Here is a 5,954-nt window from a genome sequence, read left to right as displayed (position 1 = left end):
CCCTGACAAGTCGGCAGGAATCCGAGATGATTCTGGCCAACCTAGGAAACCAGTTTTGGGGCCGCACCACCAACACGGCCACGGCCGAGCGGGTGAGCAAGATGTTCGGCAAAATCGACAAAACGTATCGGTCCACCACGGAGGGCACCAGCAAGAGCAGCCCCCTCAATATCTTCAAGCCGAGCACCCGCACGACGAGCACCAGCGAGTCGGTGAGCGTCCAGCAGCGCGACAAGTTGGAGGCCCAGCAGGTGATGCGGTTCGGGGTGGGCGAGTTCGCGGGCCTGGTGGTGGAGAGCGGCCGGCCGGAGTTCCGCGCCACGTTCAAAGCCGAGCCCAGCAAAGCCGTAAAAATTGCCCCGTTCCAGGAAGCCGGCCCGGCCGAAGTCGCCCAGAATTTCGGGGCCATCAAAGCCCAGGTGCGGGCCATTGTAGGCGGCACACTAGCCCCAGCGGAGCAGCCCGAAGTTTTTGCAATTGCAAAAAAGGAGCCCGTTGAATCGCCCCAGGATTTTGCAATTGTAAAACCGACGACCGACACAACGGCCCCCACTGCCCCCACGACGGACGAGCCAGACGAGCGGGTGAATTGGTAATTATTCGTTTCTGAGTCTGTATATAAAGCCTCAGAGTTAGCTTATAAAACCTCGTACTTAGACTTGCAAAACCTCAGAGTTAGCTGGAAAGGGGAACACTAGCCGACTTGTAAGAGGTCGGTTTAGCAGCTCATAGTAAGGAGGGGAGGCCGTGTTACTTTGTTACTTTGTTACACGGTAGCCGGTCCTTTCTTCCCTCTTGTTCTAATAGCCAAAACGGACCGACCAGCGCGAACGGAACCCTTTAACGGTGCGAGCGTACCCTGACGACCCCAGTACCGTAAGGTAGCGAGCAGGAACGCTATTCGCTTCGCTTCATACCGTTCCGCTCGCTAAATAACAACTGTTATTTAGGTAGTTGTAGTATATTGCCTTGATAATCTGTAAACAGTTTTGTTTACAGATTATCACAAACTACTGACAGTCAGTTTACTATTGTCTACAAATATGTCAACAACGGGCAAATTCATCCGGGCGGACGACCCGACGCACGAGGCGCTGCAACAGCTGGCGAAGGCGCACAAGCTGAGCAACACGAAGCTGCTGGCCGCGATGGTGGAATACTTCCGGGTAACCAAAGCAGACCCCCAGCAACCCACCGCCCCGGACCTGACCACTAGCCTAGCCAAGCTCACGGACAAGCTGGCGAAGCTGGACAAGAGCACGATTGGATTTATTCGGGAGCAGGAGAAAACGTACCTCAAGCCGATTCTGGCCCAGGTGCAGGCACTCAAGGTGCTGAACGCGCCGGCCCCGAGTGCCCCGGCCGGCCTGAGCGCGGGCCAAGTGAAGGAGCTAACCGAGTGGTTCATGCGGCTATTTCGCCGGACGATGCAGCCCACGCAGCTGCGGGATGAATACCTGACTACCCCGATGCCCGAACCCCCCGCGCAAGGTCAGCAGGACCTTTCCCTAGAGCCCATCAAGACGCAGTTTTTGAAGGTATTTGGCGCAGCGTTTCGGCCCGAGGTATTGATTCCCCCGAAGCCTAAAACCCCACCCGCCCCGGCCGTTGCGTCGCCCTCACCAGCCCCCCAGCCCTAGCGATGGTCGCCAAAATTCCCAAGTCCGGGGCCGGCTTGTCCCAGCGGTCGGGCAGCAGCGGGGGCCTGGTGGACTACTTGGAAAAGGAGGTGCAAGGGCAGTGGTTCAGCCTCGACCGCGAGGACGTGCCCGCCGCCGAAGTCACGCAGACGCTCGACCAAAACAAGCGCAACCTGAACCGCGACGCGGACAAATATTACCAGGTGATACTCGCCCCGAGCCAAGCCGAATTGCGCCACATTGGCAGCGACCCGGAGAAGCTGCGCGAGTACACGCGGGCGGCGATGGAGCAGTACGCGGCCAACTTTGGGAAGGGCATCGAGGGCCGCGACCTGGTGTATTTCGCCAAGGTGGAGCACGAGCGCACGACCAACCACCAGGACCGGGCGGTGCAGGTGGGCGACGTGGAGAAGGGCCAGGCCAAGGAGGGCGACCAGACGCACATTCACGTCATCGTTAGCCGGACGGAGAACCTCGCCCGCTACACCGAGCGCAAAAAATCGGGGGAGCTGGACCGGAAGAACCCCTACCACCTGAGCCCGCTCACCAACCACAAAGACACGCAGCGCGGGGTGGTAAAAGGCGGCTTTGAACGCAAGCAGTATTCGGAGCGAACCGAGCAGGCGTTTGACCGGGCGTTTGCCTACGAGCGGCCCCTGACCGAAACCTTCCACTACGCCCACACCATGCGGCACGGCACCCCGGAGCAGTGCGCGGCCTTGCGGGTGCAAGCCATCCAGGAGCAGCAGGCCGCGCAGCAGCGCCAGGTGGTGCAGCAAGCAGCACCCGAGCAGCAAGCCGCCGTGCAGCAGCCGGCCCCGGAGCAGCGCCCGCCGCTGGCCGTTGCCGCCCCCGCGCAGGCTCCCCAGGAGCCAGGACCAGCCCAGCAGCCGGCCGTGCCCGAACCCGCCGCGCCGGAGCAGAAGCGCGTGCCGCAGCAACAGCCTAAACGCGGCCTCAAACTGTAAGCAGGGCCTGATTACTTAATTTTTTAGATAGGCCATCCTACTACCTTCGCCCCATGCCCTTCTCCCTCGCCGAGCTGCGCCACCGCGCCGCCGACTTCGCCCGCCAACACGCCCCCGACCATGACGAAAAATCCCAAGCGCAGGACTTCATGCGTGATTTTTTCGACGTTTTTACCCCACAGGGCCGCCGCCGCGCCCGCTTTGAAGAACGGGTAAAGAAGGCCGACGGCACCCAGGGCTACATTGATGCTCTATGGCCCGGTACGTTGCTGGTGGAAATGAAAAGCCGGGGCCGCGACCTCGACGCGGCCCACGCCCAGGCCCTGGACTACCTGCCCCGCTTGCCCCAGGCCCATTTGCCGGGGTTTGTGCTGGTCAGCGATTTTGCCCAGCTGCGCCTCTACGACCTCGACCAAGGGTTGCGCCACGATTTTGCCCTGGCCGAGCTGCCCGAGCACCTGCACCTGTTTGGTTTCCTGAGCGGCTACCGGCCCGCCGGCACCCAGCGACCCGAAGACCCCGCCAACGCCGAAGCCGCCGAACTCATGGCCCAGCTTCACGATGCGCTGCTGGCCGATGGCTATGCCGGCCACCCGCTAGAGGTGCTGCTGGTGCGCCTGCTGTTCTGCCTCTTTGCCGAGGATACGGCCATTTTCGACACGGCCGAGTTTCGGGCACTGTTGGAGGAACACACCGCCGCCGATGGCCACGACCTAGGCGCGAAGTTGGGCGAGCTGTTTGCCGTGCTCGATACGCCCAAAGAGCAGCGCGCCCGCGCCCTGGTCCCCCACATGGCCAACTTTCCCTATGTAAACGGGGCCTTGTTTCGGGAGAATTTTCGACCGCCGGCCTTCACCGAGGCCACCCGGCAGCGCCTTATCGACTGCACGTATTTCGACTGGAGCCGCATTTCGCCCGCCGTGTTCGGCTCCCTGTTTCAGAGCATTGCCGACCCCAAGCAGCGCCGCACCTTAGGGGCTCACTACACCTCAGAACCCAATATTCTGAAGGTGCTCGACCCGTTGCTGCTGGATGGTCTGCGCCAGGAGCTGGCCACCGCCGGCACCAACCGCCCCGCCCTCACCCGCTTGCAGCAGCGCGTGGCGGGCCTGCGCCTACTTGACCCGGCTTGCGGCTGCGGTAACTTCCTGGTCGTGGCCTACCGCGAGCTGCGCCTGGTGGAACACGCCATTCTCGACCGCCTGTTTGAGCGCGGCAGTGCCGGCGGCGTGAGCCTCAACCTAGCCCTTTACCAGCAGGTGCGCGTGGAGCAGGTCGCCGGCATCGAGGTAGAGGAATTTGCTGCCCGCATTGCCGAAGTAGCCCTATGGCTTATGGACCACCAGCTTAATTTGGCCCTTTCCGCCCGTTTCGACCAGCGTTATGTGCGCTTGCCCCTTACGGGTGGGGCTCGCATTCTCAACGACAACGCTTTGCGCGTGGATTGGGAAGCCGAGTTTCCGAAGCTCGATTACATCGTGGGCAACCCGCCGTTTGTAGGGAAGCAGTTTCAATCAGCAGGGCAAAAGGCCGACCTGCTGGCCGTGACGGCGGGGATGCGCGCCAATGCAGATTTAGATTTTGTAACCGGCTGGTTTATCAAAGCGGCCGAGTACCTGAGTGCCAACAACCCTAATACCCGCGTTGGCTTTGTCTCTACTAATTCCATTACGCAGGGCGAACAGATTGCCTTGCTTTGGCCTACGCTATTGCAGAAACATGGCCTCCACATCCTATTTGCCCACCGCACTTTCAAGTGGAGCAACGAAGCCAGGGGAGGCGCGGGTGTGCATTGCGTCATTGTGGGCTTAGGAAAGGAAAACCCATCGAGTAAACTGCTGGCTGATTATGTCAAGCAGAAGGGCGAGCCAGTGCAACAGATGGTTGCCAACATCAACCCCTACTTGCTCGCCGCCCCCGATGTTATCATTGCCAAAAGCCGTACGCCCCTCGTGCCGGTGCCAGCTATGAGTATTGGTAGTATGCCGAATGATGGCGGCAACTTGATATTGTCCGAAACCGAGCGCGACGAGTTGCTACTAGCGGAGCCAGGAGCCGCGCCATTTATCCGGCGGTTTGTGGGGGCAATGGAGTTTATCAATAATAAAGTTCGGTACTGCCTTTGGCTGAAGGATGCTACCCCGTCCCAGCTGCGTGCTCTTCCCCAAGTGCTGGCCCGTGTGGAAGCCGTTAAGCAGTTTAGGCTTGGTAGCACGGCGGCCCCTACCCGCAAAGCGGCGGCCACTCCTAGCTTGTTCTTCTTTATTTCCCAAGCCGAAACGGAATACCTGCTTGTGCCGGAAGTGACCTCAGAACGGCGCGAATATATTCCCATTGGGTATTTGCCCCCCGAGGTCATTTGTAGCAACACAAACTTTGTGGTGCCCAATTCTACGCCCTTCCTGTTTGGCGTTCTTTCTTCTAAGATGCACGTTGCTTGGATGCGGGCAGTAGGTGGTAAGCTGGAAAGCCGCTTTCGGTATTCGCCCAGTATGGTTTACAACACTTACCCCTTCCCTCCGGCCCCTACTGAGGCTCAGCAGCAAGCCGTGGCCACCGCCGCAGCGGCCGTACTGGCCGCCCGCGCCGCTTTCCCCACCGAAAGCCTGGCCGCTCTCTACGACCCCGGCACTATGCCCCCAGCGTTGGCCCGCGCCCATCAAGCCCTTGACCGTGCCGTAGACCGCTGTTATCGCCCGCAGCCCTTCGTTACCGAACTGGCCCGGTTGGAGTTCCTTTTCGGCCTTTACCAGCAGCTTAGCGCCCCTATGCTCAGCGCACCCAAGAAGGCCCGCACTAGTCGGGCCTAATGCTCTTACTCTAGGAATTTGCATCTGATTGGATGCAACAAAAAGGCCGTTAGTAGCGGCCTTTTTTTGTTGTCCAAATAGTGTCAAAAAAGCCCTTTTTACGGTCCATTACGCAGTTTTTGACGTATCTTGTAGTATGGAAAATCAAGCTAGAATAGATGATGCCACTATGGAGTTAGCCGTGCTGGAATTTGACATTGACGCGCTGCAAAACCGCCACGGATTGCCGGTGAACGAGGCCGACCTGGCCGCCAAGCAGCAGCGCGCCCTTGAACTATACGCCACGCTCTACGAGCTGCGCAATACCCCAAACACGCCGCAGGGCTAGGCCGGCTTTACCCCATGCAGCAGTACCGCAAACCAAAATTCGCCCGCACCGAGCGCACCCCCGCGCAGCGGTGGGGAACGGTGTCGTGGGCGTTCGCGGCCGGCAGCGCCGACGGCGGCGGCCCCAGCCCGGAGCTGGTGCAGCTCTACAAGTTCTACGTGGCCGGCGACATTGACCTGGCCATGATACGCGGCGAGCTGGACCGGCT

The 5,954-nt window shown here is 60.3% G+C and carries 6 protein-coding genes; all 6 read left to right on the top strand.

All coding sequences use genetic code 11. From position 1 onward, the window contains the following. Positions 1-596, top strand: a 596-nt coding sequence (locus tag J4G38_RS27665) for a TraM recognition domain-containing protein (protein ID WP_226164026.1), incomplete at its 5' end; no start/stop codon positions are given. A gap of 447 nt (positions 597-1,043) precedes the next feature. Beyond that, positions 1,044-1,640, top strand: a complete 597-nt coding sequence (locus tag J4G38_RS27660; RefSeq protein ID WP_210522116.1) for a BfmA/BtgA family mobilization protein — start codon at positions 1,044-1,046, stop codon at positions 1,638-1,640. Positions 1,641-1,642: 2 nt separating this feature from the next. Beyond that, on the top strand, positions 1,643-2,608 hold the full coding sequence (locus tag J4G38_RS27655) for a DUF5712 family protein (RefSeq protein ID WP_210522115.1): 966 nt from the start codon (positions 1,643-1,645) through the stop codon (positions 2,606-2,608). Positions 2,609-2,661: 53 nt separating this feature from the next. Next, complete coding sequence (locus J4G38_RS27650; protein ID WP_226164023.1) at positions 2,662-5,418, top strand: DNA methyltransferase; 2,757 nt, start codon at positions 2,662-2,664, stop codon at positions 5,416-5,418. Between the two features lie 136 nt (positions 5,419-5,554). After that, a complete protein-coding gene (locus J4G38_RS27645) occupies positions 5,555-5,746 on the top strand; it encodes a hypothetical protein (protein WP_210522114.1) in 192 nt (63 codons plus the stop codon). Positions 5,747-5,760: 14 nt separating this feature from the next. Continuing rightward, positions 5,761-5,954 (top strand): hypothetical protein (locus J4G38_RS27640; RefSeq protein WP_226164020.1); only part of this gene is annotated, 194 nt, incomplete at its 3' end.

Source organism: Hymenobacter terricola (genome assembly GCF_017921975.2).
In the GTDB taxonomy this organism is placed as follows: Bacteria; Bacteroidota; Bacteroidia; order Cytophagales; family Hymenobacteraceae; genus Hymenobacter; species Hymenobacter terricola.
The sequence above is the reverse complement of the archived record's forward strand: the minus strand, read 5'-3'. Positions and strand labels throughout refer to the sequence as shown.